Genomic DNA, 20,164 nt, shown 5'->3' on the forward strand with positions numbered 1-20,164 from the left:
GGGCATCGGTGGCCGTGCCGGAGACGGGGGTCGCGTCAGCTCGTGATCAAAGACACTGCGCGCTGGCGACGCGGCAGAAGTCCACGTGCGCGCACCGGGTCAGGTAGAGGCCCATGCCCATGAAAGTACGCACCCTCCCCCAGCAAGTCAACATTCTCTACTGGTTTTCCATGAAAATAGTCCGGCGGCCCCGCCCGGCGCGGTGGCCGCCACCGCCGCGCCGGGCGATCCGGCGGATCACACGGGCGGCCTCCGCGGACCGCACCGGGCGCCGGACCCGGCGCCCGCGCACCCGCCCGGAAGGCGGCGGACCGGGATCACGCCGGGTACCAGCGCTCGGGCGTGCTCCCGCCGCGGCGGAGCCGCCCCCGCTCCTCCAGCCAGACCAGGTGCGCCAGGGTCTCGTTGTTGGCCGCCCGCCGCATGTGCGCCGGGATGGTCTCCCACGGCCGCGACCAGGTCAGCCGGGTGGCCGCCTCCCAGCAGGTGATGCCGTCCGCCCCGGCGACCACCGTCTCGATCTCGGCCAGCCGCTCGGCGTGGTGGGCCGCCACGTAGCCGACCCGCTCGGCCAGCTCCAGGAACCGGTACTCGTGCGCGGGCAGCACCTCGTCCACGTCGAGCTTGCCCACCGCCTCCAGGGAGTCGAGGTAGTCGGCCAGCGGGTTGGGCGCGGACTGCGGGTGCACCGCCACGATCGGCGTGATCCTCGCCAGCACGTGGTCCCCGGAGAACAGCAGCCGCCGCCCCGGCTCGGCGAAGCACAGGTGCCCCGGCGAGTGGCCGGGCGTCCAGATCGCGCGCAGGTCCCAGCCCGGCAGGCCGACGCGGTCGCCGTCCTCGATCAGCCGGTCGGGCCCGGCCATGCTCACGTAGTGCCGGATCATCAGCGAGGCCCCGGCCAGCTCCTCCCGGGTCATCTCCGGCACCCCGGAGCGCTCCAGCAGCCCTCGTTCCCGCTCCACCAGCGCCTCGACCGCCACCTCGTCGTAGCGGCCGTGGATCAGCGCGGCGTCCGCCGGGTGGAGTCCGATCCAGGCGCCGGAGACCTCGCGGATCCGCCCGGCCAGGCCGTAGTGGTCGGGGTGGATGTGGGTGACCAGGACCGCCTTGACGTCGGTCATCTCGTAGCCGGCGGCCCTCAGGCCGGCGGCCAGCGCGCCGTACGCCTCCTCGGTGTTCCAGCCCGCGTCGATCAGCGCGACCCCGTCGGGCAGCTCGAGGGCGTAGACCAGCACGTAGCGCAGGGGGATGGGCAGCGGCACCGGGATCGACCACAGGCCGGGCCGGACCCGCTCCACCTCCGGGAGCGTCCCGCTCCGCCACGCCTCCCGCTGCGCCTCGCTGGCCGGCGTCACCATGCTCATCCCGACTCCCTTCGTCGGTACTGATTCTGCCCTCAGCACCGAACTATGTTCTACTCCAGGTCCCGGCGACCGCGCTCCCGGACTCCCATACGGTCGAGATATGGACCTCAAACGTGAGACTGCCACCGACGGACGCTTCGTCCGCCAGGCCAACCGGTTCACCGACCTGATCGAGGAGGGCGGCCCGCACCCGCCCGAGCCCGGCCGCTACCAGATCTACGCCTCCTACGCCTGCCCGTGGGCGCAGCGCGCGCTCATCGTCCGCGAGCTGCTCGGCCTCCAGGACGTCATCGGCGTGACGATCGTGGACCCGATCAGGGACGAGCGCGGCTGGCGCGTGCCCGGAGGCGACCCGGTCACCGGCGCCGAGTTCCTCTCCGAGCTCTACCTCGCCACCGACCCCGGCTACCAGGGCCGCTACACCGTGCCCTGCGTCTGGGACCGTACGGCGGAGCGGCTGGTCACCAACGACTACCCGCAGATCACGCTCACCCTGGAGACCGCCTTCGCGCCCTGGCACGCCGAAGGCGCTCCCGACCTGTACCCGGCCGCGCTCCGCGAGGAGATCGACGCCCTGAACGACACGGTCTTCCACGGGCTCAACAACGGCGTCTACAAGGCGGGCTTCGCCACCTCCCAGGAGGCCTACGACGAGGCGGTCACGGGCGTCTTCGCCACGCTCGGCCTGCTGGAGGAGCGGCTGTCGGACGGCCGGCCGTACCTGCACGGCGAGGCGCTGACCGAGAGCGACGTGCGGACCTACACCACGCTCGCCCGCTTCGACGCGGTCTACCACGCCCACTTCAAGTGCGGGATCCGGCGCCTGGTCGACCATCCGGCGCTGTGGGCCTACGCCCGCCGCCTGTACGCGATCCCGGCCTTCCGCGACACCACCGACTTCGACCACATCAAGCGGCACTACTACGTGACGCAGACCAACATCAACCCGACCGGGATCGTGCCGCAGGGCCCCGACATCGACTGGACCGCCCCCTGACCGCGGCCCGCGCCGCCCTGCGGATCCGGGACCCGCCCCGGCCGCGCGGCCGCCCTGACCGGGAAGCCGCCCTGACCGGGAATGAAAGTTTCATCGGGCAAAACGGACATCGGGCCGGTCAGCCGGGCGAGCCGCGCGCCGGGCCGTTGACGGGGCGGAAACGCGCTGGAAACAATCAGTGCGTCCTACCCGTGGGAGCGCTCCCACACGGTCGTGTCACCCTTCCGAGAAGGACCCCCTGTGATCAGACCACCCGCCTGGCTCGCCCTCTCCCTCTCCACCGCCCTGGCCGCCACCGCGCTGGCCCTGGCCCCCTCCCCCGCCGCCGCGGAGCCGGAGCCCGCCGAAGGACCGGAGCAGATCGTCAACGGCACCTTCGACACCGGCACGGCGCCCTGGTGGAGCACCGCCAACACCGCGCTCGGACTCGACGACGGCCGGCTCTGCGCCGACATCCCCGGCGGCACGGCCAACCCGTGGGACGTCATCATCGGCCAGAACGACATCGCCCTGGTCAAGGACGAGACCTACGCGTTCTCCTTCCACGGCACGGCCTCCCCAGGCCGGGTCGCCAAGGCCCTCATCCAGCTCCCCGTCGACCCGTGGACCCAGTTCCTGGCGGTCAACCCGGAGCTGAGCGTGTCGGGCAACGACTACTCCTACACGTTCACCTCACCCGTGGACCTGCCGAACGCCCAGGTGGTGTTCCAGGTCGGCGGCAGCGAGACCCCCTGGAGGTTCTGCGTGGACGACGTCTCGCTCAAGGGCGGGGCCGAGCCCGAGGTCTACGTCCCCGACACCGGTCCCCGCGTCCGGGTGAACATGGTCGGCTACCTGCCCGACGGCCCGAAGAACGCCACCCTGGTCACCGAGAAGACCGAGCCCGTCGCCTGGAAGCTGGAGCGCGACGGCAAGACCGTCGCCGAGGGTGAGACCGTGCCGCGCGGCGTGGACGCCAGCTCCGGCCAGAACGTGCACTCGATCGACTTCGGTTCGGCCGAGGCCGCCGGCACCGGCTACACCCTCACCGCCGACGGCGAGACCAGCCGCCCGTTCGACATCGACGCCGGCCTGTACGGCGAGCTGCGGACCGACGCGCTGAAGTTCTACTACACCCAGCGCAGCGGCATCGAGATCCGCGACGACCTGCGCCCCGGGTACGGCAGGCCCGCCGGCCACCTCGGCGCCGCCCCCAACCAGGGGGACACCGAGGTCCCGTGCCAGGCGGGCGTCTGCGACTACACGCTCGACGTGCGGGGCGGCTGGTACGACGCCGGCGACCACGGCAAGTACGTCGTCAACGGCGGCATCTCCGTCCACCAGGTCATGTCGGCCTTCGAGCGCGCCAAGGCCGACGGCACGCACCGCGACGGCGACCTGGACATCCCCGAGAGCGGCAACGGCGTGCCCGACATCCTCGACGAGGCCCGCTGGGAGCAGGAGTTCCTGCTGCGGATGCAGGTCCCCCAGGGCAGGCCGCACGCCGGCATGGTCCACCACAAGATCCACGACGCGGCCTGGACCGGCCTGCCGCTCCTGCCCCACCTGGACCCGCAGAAGCGCGAGCTGCACCCGGTCTCCACCGCCGCCACCCTCAACCTGGCGGCCACCGCCGCCCAGGCCGCCCGGCTCTTCGCACCCTACGACGCCGAGTTCGCCGCCAGGAACCTGGAGGCCGCCAAGCGGGCCTGGGCCGCGGCCAAGGCCGACCCGGCCCGCTACGCCGACCCGGCCGACGGCGTGGGCGGCGGCGCCTACAACGACAACGACGTGACCGACGAGTTCTACTGGGCGGCCGCCGAGCTGTACATCACCACCGGGGAGAAGGAGTTCAAGGACTTCGTCCTCGCCTCCCCCCACCACACCGCCGACATCTGGCGCGAACGGGGCTTCGACTGGGGCAACACCGCCCAGCTCGGCAGGCTCCAGCTCGCGGCCGTGCCCAACGGCCTGCCGGACCGCGCCCGGGTGCGCGCCTCGGTGCTGGAGGGCGCCGACAAGTACCTGGCGGTGCAGCGGGCCCACCCGTACGGCCTGCCGTACAACCCGCCGGACTTCGACTGGGGCTCCAACAACCTGATCCTGAACAACATGGTCGTGATGGCCGTCGCCCACGACATCAGCGGCGAGGCGAAGTACCGCCGGGGCGTGCTGGAGGGCATGGACTACATCCTCGGCCGCAACGCGCTCAACCAGTCCTACGTGACCGGCTACGGCGAGGTCGCCTCGAAGAACCAGCACAGCCGCTGGTACGCCCGCCAGCTCGACCCGTCCCTGCCCAACCCGCCGAAGGGCACCCTGTCCGGCGGCCCCAACTCCGCCATCCAGGACCCGGTCGCCCAGGCCAAGCTCCAGGGGTGCAAGCCGCAGTTCTGCTACCTCGACGACATCGAGTCCTGGTCCACCAACGAGCTGACCATCAACTGGAACTCGCCGCTGTCGTGGATCGCGTCCTTCCTCGCCGATCCCCGCCCGGCCGGCGACGTCAAGGTGACCTACACCAACCACGGCCAGTGGCCGGAGGGCTTCAACACCCAGGTCACCATCACCAACACCGGTAAGAAGGCGATCGAGGGCTGGACGCTGCGCTGGTCCTTCCTCGGCGGCCAGAAGGTGCGCCGGCACTGGAGCGCCGAGCTGTCCCAGGACGGGGCGGTCGTGACGGCGAAGAGCGAGCGCTACAACCGGGTCATCAAGCCCGGCGCCTCGGTCACCTTCGGCTTCATCGGCGCCGAGGCCGGCGGCCCCAACCCCCGGCCCGAGCGGTTCGTCCTCAACGGGGCCCTCGTCCGGGCCACCCGGTAAGCCTCCCCGGGGGCTCCTCCCCGGGGAGCCCCCGGATCCGGCGGCCTGAGCCCGCGGGCCGCCGGTCCGGGGGACACCGGGGCGGCCGCACTCCTCCGGCGGCCGTCCCGGTCCTCTCCCGCGCTCCCTCCCCCCTCACGGGCCTCTCCTCCGGGCTCCCGGCCCCCTTCCCCGTGCCGTCCCCCGCCCATCCCCCGCCGGGAAGCCGCGGGACCCACCGGAACGGACCTCGCCGGCGGCCGCCGGCCCCGCCGGAGCGGACCTCACCGGCGACGGACGCGCCCTAAACTGGCCTGCGTGATCGAGGACATCTGGGTGGACAGGTCCGTCGCCGAACTCAGGCCGGACTTCGCGGTGCTGGCCATGGCCGTGTACGGCCTGCGCAACGGGCCGAGCGACGACCGGTCCCGGGCGTGGCTGGCCGAGGCGGCCGACCGGGCGGTGGCGGTGGACGACCCCAGAGTCGAGGCCTGGCGGGAGGCGTACCGGGCCTTCGGCGCCAAGCCGCAGCGGACCAGGCCTTCGGTGGACGCGCTGGTGCGGCGGATGCCGCTGCCGGAGATCAACCTGGTCGTGGACGCCTACAACGCGGTCAGCGTCGGCCACGGCCTGCCGATCGGCGGCGAGGACCTGGCCCGCTACGAGGGCACGGCCCGGCTGGTCCGGGCGGCGGGCGACGAGCCGTTCGAGGTCGTCGAGAAGGGCGAGCCCGCGATCGACCACCCGGAGATCGGCGAGGTCGTCTGGCGGGACGACCGGGGCGTCACCTGCCGCAGGTGGAACTGGCGGCAGTGCGTGCGCACCCGGATCACCGAGGAGACCGTGGACGCGCTGTTCCTGCTGGAGCGGCTGGAGCCGATGTCGCCGGAGGAGCTCCGGGCGGCGGGCGACGAGCTGACCGTCCTGCTGGAGGAGATCACACCCGGGCTGCACGTCGAGACGCGGATCGTCACCGCGGCGCCCGAGGAGAAGGCCTGACGGCACAGCAGCCTGCCGGCGTGACGGCCTGACGGCACGACGACCGGCGGAGATCCGCGTCGGCGGCCTCCGTCCTCCGGGACGGCACGCAGTGACCAGTCCCACACCTTCCGGCCATACCCCCCAGACGTGACCAATTTGAGTAGTCATGGGAGGATCGGATGAGGCCTTGCGCCCGGAAGGACGCAAGGCCGGACCTGGGCGAGTAGCCTTGGACAGGTTCTCTCACATCAACGCCGATCTGCGGAAGAGGGCGATTTCCGCCGTGTCGTCTGAGTCGTCGCGGACAAACCCGCTGGCAGCCTTTGGTCAGAACGAATGGCTTGTCGACGAGCTGTATCAGAAGTACCTCCAGGATCCCGAGTCCGTGGACCGTGCCTGGTGGAACTTCTTCGCTGACTACACCCCCGACTCCGGGTCCGGCAGAGCCGCGACCCCGGGAGCGGCCACCGCCGCTCCCCCGACCCCCGCCACGGCTCCGGTGACCCCGGCCGCCGCGACGACCACCCCCACCCCCCCAGCCCCGAAGGCCCCGGCGGCCCCGGCGGCCAAGCCCAAGCAGGAGACGCAGTTGCCCGCCGGCGCCGAGGAAGTCCGACTCCGTGGCGCGGCCGCCAGGACCGCGCAGAACATGGAGGCCAGCCTCGTCGTGCCGACGGCCACCAGTGTGCGCGCCGTTCCCGCGAAGCTGCTCATCGACAACCGCATCGTGATCAACAACCACCTGTCCCGCGGCCGCGGCGGCAAGGTGTCGTTCACGCACCTGATCGGTTTCGCGGTCGTGCGGGCCCTGGCGGCCCTGCCGGAGATGAACCACTCCTACGCCGAGGTCGACGGCAAGCCGGCGCTGGTCAAGCCCGAGCACGTCAACCTGGGGCTGGCCATCGACGTCTCCAAGGGCGGCACCCGCCAGCTCCTGGTCCCGTCGATCAAGGCCTGCGAGGAGATGAACTTCCGCCAGTTCTGGACGGCGTACGAGGAGGTCGTGCGCAAGGCCAGGGCGGGCAAGCTCACCGTCGAGGACTTCGCCGGCACCACGATCTCGCTGACCAACCCGGGCACCATCGGCACCGTGCACTCGGTTCCGCGCCTGATGCCGGGCCAGGGCACGATCATCGGCGTCGGCGCGATGGAGTACCCCGCCGAGTACCAGGGCGCCTCCCCCGAGACCCTCTCCCGCCTCGCGGTGAGCAAGGTCATGACCCTCACCAGCACCTACGACCACCGGATCATCCAGGGTGCCCAGTCGGGCGACTTCCTGCGCCAGGTCCACCGGCTCCTGCTGGGCGAGGAGGGCTTCTACGACGAGGTCTTCGAGTCGCTCCGCATCCCCTACGAGCCGGTCCGCTGGGTCCAGGACATCTCGACCACGCACGACGACGACGTGGCCAAGTCCGCCCGCGTGCTCGAGCTGATCCACGCCTACCGGGTCCGCGGCCACCTGATGGCCGACACCGACCCGCTGGAGTACAAGCAGCGCAAGCACCCCGACCTCGACATCAAGTCGCACGGGCTGACCCTGTGGGACCTGGAGCGCGAGTTCGCCACCGGCGGCTTCGGCGGCAAGCCGCTGATGAAGCTCCGCGACATCCTCGGCGTGCTGCGCGACTCCTACTGCCGCACCATCGGCGTGGAGTACATGCACATCCAGAACCCCGAGGAGCGGGCCTGGATCCAGGAGCGGGTGGAGCGCCCGCACTCCAAGCCCGAGCGCGAGGAGCAGCTGCGCATCCTGGAGCGGCTCAACACCGCCGAGGCGTTCGAGACGTTCCTGCAGACCAAGTTCGTCGGCCAGAAGCGCTTCTCGCTGGAGGGCGGCGAGTCGCTGATCCCGCTGATGGACTCGGTGCTCTCCGCCGCCGCCGAGGAGGACCTCGACGAGGCCGTCATCGGCATGGCCCACCGCGGCCGCCTCAACGCGCTGGCCAACATCGTGGGCAAGTCCTACGGCCAGATCTTCGGCGAGTTCGAGGGCAACCTCGACCCGCGGACCTCGCACGGCTCCGGTGACGTGAAGTACCACCTGGGCGCCAGCGGCGACTTCGTCGGCCCCGACGGCTCCAAGATCAAGGCCTCGATCGTGGCCAACCCGTCCCACCTGGAGACGGTCGACCCGGTCCTGGAGGGCATCGTCCGCGCCAAGCAGGACCTGCTGGAGCGCGGCGAGGAGGGCTTCACCGTCCTGCCGCTGCTCGTCCACGGCGACGCGGCCTTCGCCGGCCAGGGCGTGGTGGCCGAGACGCTGAACCTCTCGCAGCTGCGCGGCTACCGCACCGGCGGCACGGTGCACATCGTGGTCAACAACCAGGTCGGCTTCACCACCAGCCCGGCCAGCTCCCGCTCCAGCGTGTACGCCACCGACGTCGCGCGGATGATCCAGGCCCCGATCTTCCACGTCAACGGGGACGACCCCGAGGCCGTGGTCCGGGTCGGCCGCCTGGCCTTCGAGTACCGCCAGACGTTCCGCAAGGACGTGGTGATCGACCTCATCTGCTACCGGCGGCGCGGCCACAACGAGGCCGACAACCCCGGCTTCACCCAGCCGCTGATGTACGACCTGATCGACGCCAAGCGGTCCACCCGCAAGCTCTACACCGAGGCGCTGATCGGCCGGGGCGACATCACGGTGGAGGAGGCCGAGAGCGCGCTCCGCGACTACCAGGCCAAGCTGGAGAACGCCTTCGCCGAGACCCGCGCGGCGAGCAAGGAGCAGGCCGGCGAGCTGGCCCGCCCGGCGGACCTGGAGGCCATCCCCTGGTCCCACGAGGACACGCCGACGGCCGTCACCGAGGAGACGGTCAAGCGGATCGTCGACACCCAGCTCAACCTGCCGGAGGGCTTCACCGTCCACCCGCGCCTGCTCCCGGTGATCCAGCGCCGCGGCCAGATGGTGGCCGAGGACCGCATCGACTGGGGCATGGGCGAGACCCTGGCCTTCGGCTCGCTGCTGATCGACGGCCACCCGGTCCGCCTGGTCGGCCAGGACTCCCGGCGCGGCACCTTCACCCAGCGGCACGCGGTGCTGGTGGACCGCGTCACCGGCGAGGAGCACACCCCGCTCAAGACGTTCAACCAGGGCACCACGAAGTTCTACGTCTACGACTCGCTGCTCAGCGAGTACGCCGCGCTCGGCTTCGAGTACGGCTACAGCGTGGAGCGCCCCGAGGCCCTGGTCTGCTGGGAGGCGCAGTTCGGCGACTTCGTCAACGGCGCCCAGTCCGTCATCGACGAGTACATCACCGCGGGCGAGCAGAAGTGGGGCCAGCGCTCCGGCGTGACCCTGCTGCTGCCGCACGGCTACGAGGGTCAGGGCCCGGACCACTCCTCCGGCCGCATCGAGCGCTTCCTGCAGATGTGCGCCCAGGACAACATGACCGTGGCCCAGCCGACGCTCCCGGCGAACTACTTCCACCTGCTGCGCTGGCAGACGAAGTCGAACCGGCACCGCCCGCTGATCGTCTTCACGCCCAAGTCGCTGCTCCGGCACAAGGCGGCGGTCTCGGCGGTCTCCGACTTCACCTCGGGCTCATTCAAGCCGGTCATCGGTGACAGCACGGTGGACCCGGCGGGCGTGCGCACGGTCGTGCTCTGCTCCGGCAAGATCTACTACGACCTGGCCGCGGCCCGTGACGCGCAGGGCCGCAACGACGTGGCGATCGTCCGGCTGGAGCGGCTCTACCCGTTCCCGGCGAACCCGCTCGCGGCGGAGCTGGACCGCTACGGCGACGTCGAGCTGGTCTGGGCGCAGGACGAGCCGGCCAACATGGGCCCGTGGCCGTTCCTGGCGCTCAAGATGGCGGAGAACCCGCGGGTGTTCGGCGGCCGGCCGATCAAGCGGGTCTCCCGCAAGGCCAACTCGTCCCCGGCCACCGGATCGCACTCCACGCACGAGGCGGAGCTGCGCCAGATCCTGTCGGAGATCTACGGCTAGCAGTACGGCCACCGGGGACCCGCGGGTCCCCGGACCATGTCCGGTGATCACTGCGGAAGGTCCCTCACAGCGCGCCTGTGGGGGACCTTCCGCGATCGAGGAGGAAATCGCGATGTACTTCACCGACCGGGGCATCGAGGAGCTCGTCACCCGCCGCGGCGAGGAGGAGGTCAGCATGACCTGGCTGGCCGAGCGGCTGCGGGAGTTCGTGGACCTGAACCCGGACTTCGAGATCCCGGTGGACCGGCTGGCCACCTGGCTGGCCCGGCTGGACGACGACGAGGAGGAGTGACCTCCTCGCGCGGCCCCGCCGCCCGGGCGGCGGGGCGCCTCCCGGCGGGATGACCGCGAGGCACTCCCGGCCAAGACGAGATATATCTTGACCCTCGGCACGACGCGACATATCGTGTGTTGCACGAGGAGGTCGCAGACATGAGCGAATGGACCATCGACAAACCCGGGCAGCTCACGTTCGAGCCGGTGACCGTGCTGAACGTGCGGATCGTGGCGGGCAGGCTGGCGGTGCTGGCGAGCGACGGCCCGCCCACCCTGGAGGTCACCGAGGTCGGCGACCGGCCGCTGATCGTGACGCACGACGACGACGGCACGCTCACCATCGCCTACGAGGACCTCACCTGGAACAACCTGCTCAACTGGCTCCGCCCCGGCCGGCGGGAGAGCGTGCTGACGCTGACCGTGCCGAAGGAGTGCCCGGTCAACGCCGGGGTGGTCTCCGCCTCGGCCGTCGTCGCCGGCTTCGAGGGCCGCACCGCGGTCAGGAGCGTTTCCGGTGAGATCGTGCTCGACGGGGTGAGCGGCGAGATCCACGCCGACACCGTCTCCGGCGCGGTGGAGAGCCGCGGCCTGGTGGGCGACCTGTCCTTCAAGAGCGTCTCGGGTGACCTGACCGTCGCCCAGGGCACGCCCCGCCGGCTGAAGGCCACCACCGTCTCCGGCCGGATCACCGCCGACCTGGAGCTCCCGCCGACCGGGCACGTCACGCTGAACAGCGTCTCCGGCGAGATCGTGGTGCGGCTCCCGCGCACCGTGCAGACCGATGTCGCTCTCCGCTCCACCTCCGGCCGGATCAGCACCGCGTTCCCCGAGCTCGGCCAGGTTCTCCAGCCGGGCGTGAAGAGCGTCACCGGCCGGCTCGGCGGAGGCATGGCCTCCCTCGCGGCCACCGCCGTCTCCGGCGAGATCACGCTCCTGAAGGGAGACCAGGCATGACCGTCACGATCCGGCCCGGCGCGGGCGGCGTCCCGCACGGGGCCCTCCGCCGAGCCCGGCGAGCGGACGGGGAGGCGTCATGAGCCCCGTCTTCGGCCACGGCCGGCTCCGGCTCTACCTGCTCAAGCTGCTCCAGGAGAGCCCGCGCCACGGGTACGAGGTGATCCGGCTGCTCCAGGACCGCTTCCTCGGCGTCTACTCCCCCTCGCCCGGCACGATCTACCCGCGCCTGGCCCGGCTGGAGGAGGAGGGCCTGGTCACCCACGAGGTCGTCGACGGCAAGAAGGTCTTCACCCTCACCGAGGCGGGTCGCGCCGAGCTGGAGGCGCGGATGGACGAGCTGGCCGAGCTGGAGCAGGAGATCTCCGATTCCGTCCGCGACATCGCCCGCGAGGTCAAGGAGGACGTGCGCGAGACGGTCAAGTCCCTGCGCGAGGAGCTGGCGCAGATGGCCCGCGACGTGCGGCAGAGCGCCAAGCACGAGGAGCGCGAGGCCAAGGAGGAGTTCCGGCGCGCCAGGCGGGAGCAGAAGGCCGAGTGGCGGCGCTTCAAGGACGAGTGGAAGCACGGCGGCGACCGCTGGAAGCACGAGTGGACCCGCGACTGGCAGCGGGAGGCCGACCGCTGGAAGCACGAGTGGGAGCGCGTCTGGGCCACCGGCTTCACCGGGCACGGCTCACCCGACGTGGACGCCCGGCTCGGGCAGATGCTGGCCGAGTTCGTCGAGGAGGTCCGGGGGGCCGCGGCCGGCGGGCAGGTGACCGAGGAGACCCTGGCCACCGCGCAGGACGCGCTCTACGACGCCGCCCGCCGGATCCGCGACGCCCTGCGGTGATCCACCTGATGCGGTCCGCCCCGCCCCTGCTGAGGGCGGGGCCGCCGCTCCCGCGTCCACGGGAACGCGCCGCGGCCCGCCCCGGGACCGGGGACGGTCCCCGCTCAGAGCGTGAAGACGATCTTCCCGAAGAGCTCTCCCTCGTGCATGGCCGCGAAGCCCTCGCGGGCCTCGGCCAGCGGGAGCGTCCGGTCGATCACCGGCCGGAGGCCGGTCTGCTCCAGGAACCGGGCCAGCCGGGCGAGCTGGTCCCGCGTCCCCATCGTCGAGCCGACCACGGACAGCTGCAGGAAGAAGACCCGGTTCAGGTCGGCCGGGGGCACCGCGCCGCTGGTCGCCCCGGAGACCACGATCCGGCCGCCGGGCCGCAGTGACTTGAGCGAGTGGTCCCAGGTGGCCTGGCCCACGGTCTCCATGACCGCGTCCACCCGCTCGGGCAGCCGGGCGCCGGGCTCGAAGACCTGGTCGGCGCCGAGCTCCAGGGCCCGCTCCCGCTTGGCCTCCGACCGGCTGGTGGCCCAGACCCGGTAGCCGCCGGCCCGGCCCAGCGCGATCAGCGCGGTGGCCACGCCGCCGCCGGCTCCCTGGACCAGCACCGTCGAGCCGGGCTCCAGACCCGCCTTGTCGAACAGCATCCGGTAGGCGGTCAGCCACGCGGTGGGCAGGCAGGCCGCCTCCTCGAAACTCAGCGCGGCGGGCTTGGGCACCAGGTTGCGCCGGGGTACGGCGACCCGCTCGGCGAAGGTGCCGTCGTGCGTCTCCGAGAGCAGGGAGCGCCCCGGGTCGAGCGTCTCGTCGGCCCCGGTGCCGATCACCGAGTGCACGATGACCTCGTTGCCGTCCTCGTCGAGCCCTGCGGCGTCGCAGCCGAGCACGATGGGCAGCCGCTCCTGGCGGATGCCCACGCCCTTGAGGGTCCACAGGTCGTGGTGGTTGAGGGCGGCGGCCTTCACCGTGACGGTGGTCCAGCCGTCGGGGACCTTCGGTTCCGGGTGCTCGCCGAGCGTCAGCCCGGCGAGAGGGTTGTCGGGATCGGTCTGCGTTGCGGTTACGGCGAACATGGCCGCACCCTACGCTCCCGTCCCCTCCCGCCCGCGACCCCACCCCGCACCGGGCCCACCGGATCCGGCCGGGGCCGGTCCCGCGGGCCGCCCGCGGGGTCCGGGCCCGGCCGCGCGGACCCGGCGCGGTCCGCCCGATCCGGCCGGCCGTCCCCCCGCCGGCCGGATCCCCGCGCCCGTCACCAGGTCGCCACGTTCACCGGCCCGTCACCGGCCAGTTCGACCCGCCGGCCGACGAGTTCGGCGGCCTCGGCCTCGGCGACGAGGGCGGGCTCGCGGACCACGGCGTGCGCGCGGCCCCCGCCGGGCAGGTCCACGACGAGGACGCCGCGCTCGGCCGCGCCGTCCCGGCCGTGCGCGACGGTGTACCCGGCGACGGTCGCCGGCCCCGCGTAGGTGCCGGCCAGCGGCACGGGCTCGGTGACGTGCACCGGCTCGCCCGCTACACGCAGCGCGCCGAGTCCCGGGCCGCCCTGGCGGAAGGCTCCGCCCGGCTCGGTGGACCAGACGGCCCAGCTGTGCTTGGTCAGGTGCATGCCGACCCCGGTGACCAGGCCGTGCCCCGGCTGCTCGCGCAGCCGTGCGGCCATCGCCGCGGTGGAGTGCAGCACGTAGACGCTGACCGGCGCCCCGGCGTACGGCAGGCCGCCGGTGACCGTCAGTCCCCGCCCGTCGAGCGGGTCCAGGCCCGTCGCGGCGCAGGCCGCACGGAGGGCGACCGCGAAGCAGCTGTAGACGTCGAGCGCGCCGATCTCGTCCAGCCCGGCGCCGGCCCGGTCGAGGGCGTGCCGCGCGGCGGCCGCCATCGCGGGTGACTCGCCCAGCACCGGCCGGGCGGCCACCTCCCAGGGGTCCTCGGCGTAGGCCCAGCCCCGCAGGTAGGTCCGGCGCTCGGCGGGGACGCCGAGCCGGTCGGCGAGGCCGGAGCTCACAATGATCAGCGCGGCGGCCTGGTCGACGTCCATGAAGGCGACGGTCCGCTTGGTGTACGGCCAGCCGACGAACCGGTTGTCCGGGCCGGGGGTGACCAGCTCCTCGGCGGTCCAGGACCGCCGGTGCCAGGCGTGGGGGTTGGCTGCCGCCACCCGGCTCATCGGGGCCATCATCCGTCCCCGGTCCCGCATCTCGTCCTCGATGGACTCCCCGGCGGCGGCCCGGCGCGCGCTCTCCATGACCGGATAGGTGTGCACCGGCATGAAGAACTCGTGGGCGATCTCGGCCGGGTGCGGCGGGCGCTCCCAGCCGTAGGGGGGCCTGGGGTGGGCGCGGTGGCTCCACGCGGGCTTCTCCCCTGCCCGGCGCAGCGCCCGGCGGGTGGCGAGCGCCTCACCGCCGGTGACCAGGGCGGCGTCCATCTCCCCGGCGGCGATGGCGGCGGCGGCCGCGCCGAGGAGCGTCTGCGGGGCCGTGCCGCTCACCGAGGAGTAGGCATGGTGGCGGGGCCGCGCTCCGAGCCGCTCGGCGAGCCTGGCGACGGGGTCGTCGTACTGCCATGACTCGGTGTAGACGATCTGGATCGAGTCGAGGCGCTCCAGCAGGCCGGGGGCTCCGGCGTCGGCGGCGGCCTCGCGGGCCACCAGCTCCCACAGGTCCAGCGGCTCCGGGCCCGGCTGGTCGCGGACGGTGTGCTGGGCGACGCCGACGAGGCAAGGGGTTCGAGGGTCCACGCTCATGCGCCACATCCAACCAGAACGCCGTTCGGTTTGATAGTGCGGAAGTGCGCCGAGTTACTCGGGAAACCTCCGCCGATGAATGATGCCGATGATACGGAAGACACCTCGCAGAACTCGCCGCAGCCGCGCTGAGCTGCGGAGATACTTATTCGTTAAATGATAACGAAAAAGCATTTCAATAACGGGATCGCATCGGACGGAACCGTCCCATGCTTTTTCTCGTCAATTCATCGCCCAACTCGCGACCCGTTCAGTAGCGTTCCGATCGCTTTCCCCGGCGGCGGGACGTCCCGCCCGCCGCCGAAGACGAAAGGAGCTCCATTGAATTCCCGAGCACGGCGCCTCACCGTCCCCCTCACCGGCCTCCTCCTGGTCGCCGGAGCGATGGGCGCCACCTCCGCCGGCGCGAGCGCCACCGCGGGCACGGCCGGGGGCGCCACGGCCTCCACCACGGCCTCCACCACGGCGTCCTCCTTCACGGCGCCGAAGGACGTGGTCTCCTCCGCCGCGTCGGAGACCCCCGCCGAGGCGACCTCGTTCTGGTCGCCGGAGCGCATGCGCCAGGCGACCGACGCGACCGGCTCCCTCGAGCTCAGCGTCAGGGGCGGCAAGGCCTCCCCGGCCGCCGGCCCCGACGGCAAGGCCGGATCCGTCCCGCCGATCGGCCCGCAGGGCAAGGGCACCAAGAGCAAGCAGGTCAACCTGCCCAACACGGTCGGCCGGGCCTTCTTCACCCTGCCCGGCGCCAACCCCAGGGACCCGAAGAGCTGGAAGTACTGCTCCGGCACCTCGGTCCAGGGCAAGTACCGCAACGTGGTCGCCACCTCGGCGCACTGCGTCTACGACGTCAAGACCAACCGGTTCTACGACAACTGGATCTTCATCCCGTCCTACTGGGACGGCGACCAGGCGTGGGACGGCAAGAACCCGTACGGCATCTACGCCGCCAAGTGGTTCAACGCGCACGACGACTTCGTGGTGAAGGAGGACTACGACTACGACTACGCCTTCGTCAACGTCCACTCCGGGTTCAAGGTGAACTGGGAGAAGGGCACGGGCGGCAAGTGGAAGCCCGTCATCAAGAAGGTCGGCCGGCTCGGCGACAACGTCGGCGGCCAGGGCTTCGCCTGGAACCAGAAGGTCAAGAACAAGGTCTTCTCCTTCGGCTACCCGGCCGGCGCGCACCCGGACGGCGACAAGCCGTACACCGGCCGCACGATGAAGTGGTGCTACGGCACGACCGGCGCCATGCCGGCCGCGCCGCAGTACAACATCCAGGAGCACGTCGGCTTCAAGTGCGCCTTCACCGCGGGCGCGAGCGGCGGGCCGTTCCTGCTGAAGTACAAGAGCTCCACGCGGACCGGCTACCTGTCCGGCGTCAACAGCGTCGCCTGGGACACCGACAAGAACGACCGCTACGACCGGATCTCCTCGCCGTACTTCAACGGCGAGACCTACCAGGTCTACAAGGTCGCGGCCAACCGCTGGACCTCGTGACGCCCTCACGGCACACGTGACACCGCACGCGTGACACCGCACGGGGGGCGGCGGCCGGCCGCCAGGCCATTCGGCCGGCCGCCGCCCTCCAGGGCCCCGGTCCCCGACGGACCGGGGCCCTCCTCGCACACGGCCGCCGAACCATGCGCACGGCCGCCGGACGCGCGCAGCCGCGCCCCTCCCCTTCCCCTGCACGGGCCGCACCGGGGTTGACGGCGGGGCGGGCGCCGCAGGCGGATGGGTTGCCCCGGGGCGGCGGAGTCCGGGGAGATGGAAGGTTCCAGCCCTCCGGGGAGGGAGCGTTCCCCGCCCCCGGGCGGCTCCGCGTCTCCGCAGTTCAGCGCGGCCGTACAGCGGGCCCTCCGGGATGCCGGAGATATGGGCATTATCCGACGCCGATCAGGATCTTTTGGTTCCCACCATTAAATAACGAAGCAGTAACGGACCATACCGATGCCGGATTACTACCCCTTTACACGATCCTCGCTGAGTACGGTCTCCTCTTGTCTCTTTACGTACGCGTGGGCATCCCGAGCGCCCATGACACAGAAGGAGCTACTTTGAACCCCCGAGTCAAGCACCTCGCCCTCCCCCTGGGAGGTGCTCTCGTGGCCACCTCCATGGCCGGCGCCACTCTCACCGGCACCGCCACGGCGACCTCGCCGGCCTCGGCCGACCCCGACGCCAAGACCACGACCCTCACCCCGTCCGGCAACGCGAAGACCATCGCGGGCTACTGGACCCCCTCCAGGCTGAAGTCGGCGAAGACCTACGTGTCCGACTCCACCGCCTCCGGCCGGCTGCGCAAGCTCGGCTCCGCCAAGGGCGCCGCCGACGGCCGGCCCGGCACCGTCGCGCCGACCGGCGAGGGCGGCAAGTCCGCGGGCCGCTCGAAGAACGTGAACCTGCCGATCACCGTGGGCAAGGTCTTCTTCGTCGACCACAAGGGCCAGGAGCGCTGGTGCTCCGGCACCTCGGTGCAGTCGAAGTTCCGCAACCTGGTCGCCACCGCGGGCCACTGCGTCTACGACACCGACACGAACAAGCCCTACGACAACTTCGTGTTCATCCCGGGCTACCACCAGGGCAAGGCGCCCTGGGGCATCTACGTCGGCGCGAAGGTCAACACCCACGACGACTTCACCGTCTACGAGGACTACGACTACGACTACGCCTTCGTCAACGTCTACGACGGCGTCAAGCAGCTGCCCGAGCGCCTGGTCGACTACAAGGCCTACAAGGCCCACGTCGACAAGGGCGGGATGGGCCGCGAGGAGGTCAGGGCGGTCGACCGCGCGACCTACGACGAGTGGACGAAGAAGGGCGGCCTCGGCAAGGTCGAGGGCGTCGACTCCTCCGACCAGGTCGGCCCGCAGTACAAGGGCGCCGTCGCCGTCGCGGTCGAGACGACGAAGGACGCCTGGAGCCGCGTCCCCGGCCGGGTCTACGGCCTGAAGGACGACAAGGTCACCTTCCGCGGCGCCACGCTGGACCAGGCCCGCTGGCCGAGGAGCGGCTCCAAGCTGGAGACCCGCGTCGAGCACGTCACCAAGGCGGAGTACGACGCCTACAAGGGCCCCGGCCACAAGCACGTCGACGCGCGCGGCAACTACCTCGTCACCCACTACTCCGTGGTGAAGTACATCGCGAAGACCTCGACCGCGAAGTACTTCGTCTTCCGCCACTACGTCACGGAGGTGGCCCACATCGGCCGGCTCGGCGACAACGTCGGCGGCCAGGGCTTCAGCTGGAACCAGAAGCTCGGCAAGAAGGTCTTCACCTTCGGCTACCCGTCCTACGCCCACCTGGACGGCAACCGGCCCTACAGCGGGCACACCATGAAGTGGTGCTACGGCAAGACCTCCGCCGCCCCCGTCGTGGCGAAGTACAACGCCCAGGAGCACCAGGCCGTCAGATGCGCCTTCACCCCCGGCGCCAGCGGCGGCCCCTTCCTGCTGCAGTACAAGAACAGCAAGCGGACGGGCTACCTCAACGGCGTGGTGAGCCTCACGCTCGACAGCGACGGCAACGACCGCTACGACCAGGTCACCACCCCCTACTTCAACGGTGAGACCTACGGCATCTACCGGCACGCAGCCAACCTCTGGACCGGCAGGCTCCCGCGCTGAGCCGCCGGTGCGCGCGGGGGAGGGAGCCCGGCGGCACCGGGCCCCCTCCCCCGTCTTGACGGACCTCTTACGCCGCGGCGAGCACCCTGGGAGGGCGGCGTGGTAGAGCCGTTGGACACACATAGCTGCCCAAAACCCATTTGATCTGGAAAAATGACCCACTAAATGCCCAGGCCGGGCTCCGTCTCGAAAGGAACGCCCCTCATGTCCCCCCGCGTCAGGCGGCTCGCGACCACACTCGGCGCCCTGCTCGCCGCCTGTGTGACCGCGTTGCCCGCCTTCTCCGGGAGCGCCCTGGCGACGCCGTACGACGGGGTGCCGAACGGCATCACGTCCATCAAGCTGACCCGGAGCGCCGCCGACATGAAGCGGATCGCCGAGTACTGGAGCCCGGCACGGCTCGCGCAGACCCAGAACGGCACCCCGGCGCTCCCCCAGGTCAAGCCGAGCGACAGCGCCGCCCCGCCCCCGGCCTCCCCCACGCCCACCGTCGCGGCCACCCCGGCCGCCGCCCCCGCCTCCGGCGGGCAGGGCGCCCCGGCCACCGCGAAGACCCCGGCGGCCTCCACCGGCTCGTCTCCGCTCATCGAGCCCACCGTGCCGAGGAAGCGCTCACCGGACAAGGGCACCACCCCCATCACCGTCGGGAAGGTGTTCTTCCGGATCGGCGACAAGGACTACTGGTGCTCCGCCTCCTCGGTGGCCTCTCCCAACCGGAACCTCGTGGCGACCGCGGCGCACTGCGCCTACGACGCCAAGCAGGCCAGGGCCGCCGAGTACTGGATCTTCATCCCCGGCTACGACAAGGGCCACGCCCCCTACGGGATCTACGTGGGCCACTCCCTCAACCTGCACGAGAGCTTCGTCGGCCGGGGCGACTACGACTACGACTACGCCTTCGTCTCCGTGCACGACGGGTTCCGCTGGAAGGCGGGCAGGACCGCCGGCTCCTACGTGATGGAGGCCGTGGGCAGCCTGGAGGACAACGTCGGCGGGCAGGGGCTGGTGGTCAAGCGCGACACCGGGAGGTACACCTTCGCCTTCGGCTACCCGGCCGACGCCTACCGCGACGGCACCAAGCCGTTCGACGGCCAGGAGGTCAAGTGGTGCGACGGGCGCACCGGCAGGCGGACCGCCCCGACCTACCTGGTCGAGCACGGCGTCGCGCTCAGGTGCGGGTTCACCGCCGGGGCCAGCGGCGGCCCCTGGCTGATCGGCTACGACGACAAGCGCGCCCTGGGCTACCTCAACGGCGTCAACAGCTTCGCCTGGGACACCGACGTCAACGGACGCCCCGACCTGATCTCCTCTCCCTACTTCACCCTGTCGACCTATGTCGTCTACCGTTACGCGGCGAGCCAGCGGGCCGGGTGAGGGCCGGCCGCCCGGCCGCCGGAACGGCGTGCAGGGGGTTTCAGAGGGCTCGGAGGGCACGCGGAAGGGGCCCCGGCGATCCGCCGGGGCCCCTTTTGAGTTCCTTTAGACGTAGCAGACCCCGGTCCGGTGCCATCTTTGCCATGTGATCTGAGTCACATTGAGCCGATGACCGGGTGTGACCGGACCCTCACGCCGCTCCGGCACCTCTCGTCACACCCTCACCGTGATCTGCGAAAACACTCCATATCGCCGCCCTTGCTGACAGGAGCCTCAAACCTCTGATC

The 20,164-nt window shown here is 71.4% G+C and carries 13 protein-coding genes; 10 read left to right on the forward strand and 3 right to left on the reverse strand.

Features of this window, described 5'->3' with window-relative positions:
• Window positions 1-317 precede the first annotated feature (317 nt).
• On the reverse strand, window positions 318-1,367 hold the full coding sequence (locus ACFOWE_RS24075) for an MBL fold metallo-hydrolase (protein WP_377291525.1): 1,050 nt from the start codon (window positions 1,365-1,367) through the stop codon (window positions 318-320).
• Window positions 1,368-1,467: 100 nt separating this feature from the next.
• On the opposite strand from ACFOWE_RS24075, the gene ACFOWE_RS24080 reads away from it, so the two are divergent.
• From ACFOWE_RS24080 to ACFOWE_RS24110, 7 genes are all read left to right on the forward strand, one after another.
• Window positions 1,468-2,364: a glutathione S-transferase family protein gene (locus tag ACFOWE_RS24080; RefSeq protein ID WP_377291527.1), complete on the forward strand. Its 897-nt coding sequence runs from the start codon at window positions 1,468-1,470 to the stop codon at window positions 2,362-2,364.
• Window positions 2,365-2,604: 240 nt separating this feature from the next.
• Window positions 2,605-5,169, forward strand: coding sequence for a glycoside hydrolase family 9 protein (locus ACFOWE_RS24085; protein WP_377291529.1), 2,565 nt, complete (start codon window positions 2,605-2,607; stop codon window positions 5,167-5,169).
• 297 nt (window positions 5,170-5,466) lie between these two features.
• On the forward strand, window positions 5,467-6,147 hold the full coding sequence (locus tag ACFOWE_RS24090; protein WP_377291531.1) for a B3/B4 domain-containing protein: 681 nt from the start codon (window positions 5,467-5,469) through the stop codon (window positions 6,145-6,147).
• 265 nt (window positions 6,148-6,412) lie between these two features.
• Complete coding sequence (locus ACFOWE_RS24095; RefSeq protein WP_377291626.1) at window positions 6,413-10,078, forward strand: multifunctional oxoglutarate decarboxylase/oxoglutarate dehydrogenase thiamine pyrophosphate-binding subunit/dihydrolipoyllysine-residue succinyltransferase subunit; 3,666 nt, start codon at window positions 6,413-6,415, stop codon at window positions 10,076-10,078.
• Window positions 10,079-10,190: 112 nt separating this feature from the next.
• Entirely contained in the window at window positions 10,191-10,370 is a 180-nt protein-coding gene (locus ACFOWE_RS24100) for a DUF6104 family protein (RefSeq protein ID WP_377291533.1), read from the forward strand.
• Between the two features lie 140 nt (window positions 10,371-10,510).
• Entirely contained in the window at window positions 10,511-11,308 is a 798-nt protein-coding gene (locus ACFOWE_RS24105) for a DUF4097 family beta strand repeat-containing protein (RefSeq protein WP_377291535.1), read from the forward strand.
• 79 nt (window positions 11,309-11,387) lie between these two features.
• Window positions 11,388-12,143 carry a PadR family transcriptional regulator gene (locus tag ACFOWE_RS24110; protein WP_377291537.1) on the forward strand — a complete coding sequence of 252 codons (756 nt, stop codon included), beginning with the start codon at window positions 11,388-11,390 and terminating at the stop codon, window positions 12,141-12,143.
• A gap of 104 nt (window positions 12,144-12,247) precedes the next feature.
• Here the strand turns inward: ACFOWE_RS24110 and ACFOWE_RS24115 are convergent, their stop codons facing one another.
• Together ACFOWE_RS24115 and ACFOWE_RS24120 are read right to left on the reverse strand one after the other, a co-directional pair.
• Window positions 12,248-13,204, reverse strand: a complete 957-nt coding sequence (locus tag ACFOWE_RS24115; protein WP_377291539.1) for a zinc-binding dehydrogenase — start codon at window positions 13,202-13,204, stop codon at window positions 12,248-12,250.
• A 179-nt stretch (window positions 13,205-13,383) separates the two neighbouring features.
• Window positions 13,384-14,877: an acetyl-CoA synthetase gene (locus ACFOWE_RS24120; RefSeq protein WP_377291541.1), complete on the reverse strand. Its 1,494-nt coding sequence runs from the start codon at window positions 14,875-14,877 to the stop codon at window positions 13,384-13,386.
• Between the two features lie 321 nt (window positions 14,878-15,198).
• Between ACFOWE_RS24120 and ACFOWE_RS24125 the strand changes: the two genes are divergently transcribed.
• The 3 genes from ACFOWE_RS24125 to ACFOWE_RS24135 all read left to right on the forward strand — a co-directional run bounded on the left by ACFOWE_RS24125 (window position 15,199) and on the right by ACFOWE_RS24135 (window position 19,877).
• Window positions 15,199-16,374 carry a trypsin-like serine peptidase gene (locus tag ACFOWE_RS24125; RefSeq protein ID WP_377291543.1) on the forward strand — a complete coding sequence of 392 codons (1,176 nt, stop codon included), beginning with the start codon at window positions 15,199-15,201 and terminating at the stop codon, window positions 16,372-16,374.
• Between the two features lie 560 nt (window positions 16,375-16,934).
• Entirely contained in the window at window positions 16,935-18,503 is a 1,569-nt protein-coding gene (locus tag ACFOWE_RS24130; protein ID WP_377291545.1) for a trypsin-like serine peptidase, read from the forward strand.
• A 204-nt stretch (window positions 18,504-18,707) separates the two neighbouring features.
• Window positions 18,708-19,877, forward strand: a complete 1,170-nt coding sequence (locus ACFOWE_RS24135) for a trypsin-like serine peptidase (protein ID WP_377291547.1) — start codon at window positions 18,708-18,710, stop codon at window positions 19,875-19,877.
• The last annotated feature ends 287 nt before the right edge of the window (window positions 19,878-20,164 follow it).

Origin of the sequence: Planomonospora corallina (assembly GCF_042650625.1) — a bacterium.
In the GTDB taxonomy this organism is placed as follows: domain Bacteria; phylum Actinomycetota; class Actinomycetes; order Streptosporangiales; family Streptosporangiaceae; genus Planomonospora_B; species Planomonospora_B corallina.

Coding starts and splice junctions, on each gene's coding strand:
- ACFOWE_RS24135 (WP_377291547.1), top strand. CDS start 18,708: ATGTCCCCCCGCGTCAGGCGGCTCGCGACCACACTCGGCGCCCTGCTC.
- ACFOWE_RS24080 (WP_377291527.1), top strand. CDS start 1,468: ATGGACCTCAAACGTGAGACTGCCACCGACGGACGCTTCGTCCGCCAG.
- ACFOWE_RS24115 (WP_377291539.1), bottom strand. CDS start 13,204: ATGTTCGCCGTAACCGCAACGCAGACCGATCCCGACAACCCTCTCGCC.
- ACFOWE_RS24110 (WP_377291537.1), top strand. CDS start 11,388: ATGAGCCCCGTCTTCGGCCACGGCCGGCTCCGGCTCTACCTGCTCAAG.
- ACFOWE_RS24100 (WP_377291533.1), top strand. CDS start 10,191: ATGTACTTCACCGACCGGGGCATCGAGGAGCTCGTCACCCGCCGCGGC.
- ACFOWE_RS24075 (WP_377291525.1), bottom strand. CDS start 1,367: ATGAGCATGGTGACGCCGGCCAGCGAGGCGCAGCGGGAGGCGTGGCGG.
- ACFOWE_RS24120 (WP_377291541.1), bottom strand. CDS start 14,877: ATGAGCGTGGACCCTCGAACCCCTTGCCTCGTCGGCGTCGCCCAGCAC.
- ACFOWE_RS24105 (WP_377291535.1), top strand. CDS start 10,511: ATGAGCGAATGGACCATCGACAAACCCGGGCAGCTCACGTTCGAGCCG.